Origin of the sequence: Mesorhizobium sp. LNHC252B00 (assembly GCF_000502955.1) — a bacterium.
Taxonomy (GTDB): Bacteria; Pseudomonadota; Alphaproteobacteria; order Rhizobiales; family Rhizobiaceae; genus Mesorhizobium.
In genome coordinates this window covers 1-1901 of sequence record NZ_AYWO01000075.1, presented here as the reverse complement: position 1 = coordinate 1901, position 1901 = coordinate 1, and the positions used below count along the sequence as shown (strand labels likewise).

At 62.9% G+C, this 1901-nt stretch carries 2 protein-coding genes; one reads left to right on the top strand and one right to left on the bottom strand.

Features of this window, described 5'->3' with window-relative positions; all coding sequences use genetic code 11:
• Positions 1-121 precede the first annotated feature (121 nt).
• On the bottom strand, positions 122-757 hold the full coding sequence (locus tag X744_RS139825) for a LysE family translocator (RefSeq protein WP_023763218.1): 636 nt from the start codon (positions 755-757) through the stop codon (positions 122-124).
• Positions 758-885: 128 nt separating this feature from the next.
• On the opposite strand from X744_RS139825, the gene X744_RS139830 reads away from it, so the two are divergent.
• The gene (locus X744_RS139830; protein ID WP_023763217.1) at positions 886-1581 is read left to right on the top strand and encodes a YafY family protein; all 696 of its coding nucleotides are present in this window, start codon (positions 886-888) and stop codon (positions 1579-1581) included.
• The last annotated feature ends 320 nt before the right edge of the window (positions 1582-1901 follow it).

The following is a 1901-nucleotide window of genomic DNA, read 5'->3' as shown; positions in this document are numbered from 1 at the left end:
GCAAGATGCGAAGAGCCAGATGGAACAGAGACTTCCTCTTCAAGCTCTTTACTCATATGCGATAGCCCTGCCCACAAGGGGGAGGGTTAGGGTGGGGTCCTCTTCGCAAGAAATCCATATCCTACCCCGCTCTCAGTCCTTCCCATGCCGTGAATACCGAGACCGCAACCAGGAGCAGTCCGGCCGCCCGGCCGGCAAAGGCGGTCGCCCGGGGATTGGCGACCAGCAGATTTCGGCTGCGGCCGGCGGTGACGGCGAGCCCGCCATAGACGGCAAACTGCATGGTGATCGTCATCAATCCCATGATGGAAGCCTGGATCCAGATCGGACCGTAGGCCGGCTTCAGAAATTGCGGATAGACCGCGAAGACGAAGAGATAGGCCTTTGGATTGATCAGGCAGATCACCAGCCCCTGGCGAAACGCCTTCCATGCGGAACGGCTGCCGGCAGGCCCCGCAGCGCCGACCCTGATCGAGCTGCGCATCAGCGACAGGCCTATGAAGGCCATGTAGGCGGCGCCGGCAATCAGCAGCGGATTGTAGAGGATCGGCACGAAATGCATCAACAGGCCGACGCCGAGCGCGCCGTTCAGCGTGTGCACCATGCCGCCCAGCATGATGCCGCCTGTCGCGGCCAGCCCCCTGTTGCCGCCACCGGTCAACGCATTGGCAAGCACGAAAAGCATGTCCATGCCCGGCACGATGATGATGCCGAAAAGGAGGAGACAGAAGAGCCAGAGATTTGCCGCGTAATCCATGTCAGTTGCCCGTCGCCTCGCCCGGCCCGGCCGCAGCGGAATGCGTTGATTCTCAACCCGATAGGCGCTCCTATAGGTCAGCCCAACTGACTATGGTGTGTCAGTTGCGATCGGATGCCGGAGTGAAAATGCGCAAGGCGTCACGCCTGTTCGAGATCATCCAGATCATGCGGTTGGCGCGGCAGCCGGTGACGGCGGCGACGATTGCCGAGCGGCTGGAAGTCACGGTGCGCTCGATCTACCGCGACATCGCGGCACTGCAGGCGATGCGCGTGCCGATCGAAGGCGGGCGCGGCATCGGCTATATACTGCGCCCCGGCTTCGACCTGCCGCCGCTGATGTTTTCGATCGAGGAGATGGAGGCGATCGTCCTGTCACTGGCGCTGCTGGAGCGCACCGGGGACAGCGAGCTCAAGCAGGCGGCCAAGCGCGTCAGCGCCAAGATTGCCGGCGCGGTGCCACCACCCTTGCGCCAAGCGTTCGACGCCAATGCGCTGCATGCCTGGGGGTTCGCCGCGCCTTCGACCGGCGCGATCGATCTGGCGCTGGTGCGCCGCGCCATCCGCGACGAGGAGAAGCTCGACCTCTCCTATCGCGACGAAATGGGCCGCGCCTCCGAGCGGCTCGTCCGCCCGATCGCCCTGATCTATTACGCCGAAACCGCCAATATCGTCGCCTGGTGCGAGCTGCGCCAGGCGATCCGCAATTTCCGCAGCGACCGGATCGAGGATTGCCAGGCGACGGGGCTGCGGTTCAAGGGCGAAGGCGACCGGTTGCGACAGGTCTGGGTCGACGGCTGGGAGACTCCGGCCGCCGGCGGCTGAGGTGACCGCAGATACTTGGCGTGGAAATTTTTTGACCGGTCGGATGGTGCTTACCTTGGCAGGTCGCACGCCTTGGGGATTGGCCGAAACGCCCGTTGCTTCGTCATCCTGGGTCGAAGCAAGGAGCGAAGCGACGCGGGATAGTGTCCTGAAGGTTCTGCAAAAAGTTTTGGAGAGAGAACGGTCGTTGCGCTGAGGCGAAAGCGGCCATGGCACGCTGGTGACGTTGCAATCACCGATTCCCGTGGAAGGGGAAGTGCCATGACCAATCGAGAAGCTAGACTGAGCAGGGGTGAGTTGAAAGCGTTGCTGTTGTCGGA